The sequence below is a fragment of the Natronococcus sp. JC468 genome, assembly GCF_012163165.1.
In the GTDB taxonomy this organism is placed as follows: domain Archaea; phylum Halobacteriota; class Halobacteria; order Halobacteriales; family Natrialbaceae; genus Natronococcus; species Natronococcus jeotgali.
In genome coordinates this window covers 1-1,263 of record NZ_JAAVUO010000101.1, presented here as the reverse complement: position 1 = coordinate 1,263, position 1,263 = coordinate 1, and the positions used below count along the sequence as shown (strand labels likewise).

Here is a 1,263-nt window from a genome sequence, read left to right as displayed (position 1 = left end):
GGTAGTTCCCATCGTTGCTGATTGCTGACTCGATTTCTGGAGCAAAGCGAACAAGATCAGAGCACCGAATTCATCGATTCGAACAAAGACGGCGGTCTCACAAATGTGAGAGCGCCGTCTCCTGAAAGAGGATCTACAGCAGTCGCTCTTTCCAGGACTGGCGCTGGACGCGGGCGGGCTCAGCCCGCGTCCAGCTGGCCGTAGGTTGCTGGGATGCCGACACCATTGGTCGGTGCTTCCCACTTCCGACACAACGTGTCGTCAAGAGCGTGGTCGAGCCACTCACGGAAGACTTCAAAACGAAACCAAACAGGCAGTGCTCGCCCGCCGCGCCGCGGCGTGGCGAGCACACCCCAGCGAACGATGAGCCAGAGGTTCCGTACCAAGAAACTCACGAGAACGAACAACAACCGAACGACTGGATCAGTTGTACTTGTCCGCGCACGCGCTTCGCGCATTGTCCTGAACGCGGTCTCAATGGCTGAGCGTTTCTGGTAGAGGGCTTCGACCTCCTTCGGCGTGCGATCGGCCAGATCGCACGCCACGTACGCTCGGACGAGCAAGCCGTGTTTGCCTCGGTTGCCCTGCTGGTAAGAGACACAGACCGCGAGCGGGAAGCGCAGTTCCCGCTCGCTTCCCTCGTACATCACGTACTCCGTCCAGTAGGAAACCGTCGTGTCCAGTTTTTCGGCCATCTGCTTCCCACGGCGGATGATTGGGAGAGCGACTGCTGCTGCAGCATCCAGTCGCTTGATCGACGCACCGTCGTAGAATCCACGGTCGGCGAGGAGGCCAGCGACTTCAAACGGAAGGGCCGCGACGTGGTCGAGCAATCGCTCGACCGCGTCGCTCTTTGGTTCGTCACTTCGAACGGGTGTGACTGCGACGACGAGAGGTTTGGCCTGACAGAGGACGAATCCAGCAAGGTAGCGATGGCACTGAGAGGTGCCATCGCGAGGCTTCGTGTGACAGAGTTCTCCATCATCAGCGTGTGGGCAGCCGTGATAATGGATATCGACAAAGTCGAGGCAGATGATCCTCGGCCCGGTGCCGAGGATCATCGCCGCCTGCTGGCAGAGAAGACGATTGGCGGTAGCTTCGAGTTCGGCAGCTGGAACGGTGTGAAGCTGGGCAAGCGTATAGTCATCGGAGTATGCTTTACGAGTGGTGTCAGTGACAGCCTTGATCGACTTCTGATCGACAGCAGCCTGGAGGAGCGTCTGTCGGATGATCCCGGAGTCGAAGCCGCAGCCTTCGACTCCG

General features: G+C 59.3%; 1 protein-coding gene. It reads right to left on the bottom strand.

Going from position 1 to position 1,263, the window contains the following annotated elements:
* Positions 1-179: 179 nt before the first annotated feature.
* The gene (locus GWG54_RS20535; RefSeq protein ID WP_312854315.1) at positions 180-1,187 is read right to left on the bottom strand and encodes an ISH3 family transposase; all 1,008 of its coding nucleotides are present in this window, start codon (positions 1,185-1,187) and stop codon (positions 180-182) included.
* Positions 1,188-1,263 lie beyond the last annotated feature (76 nt).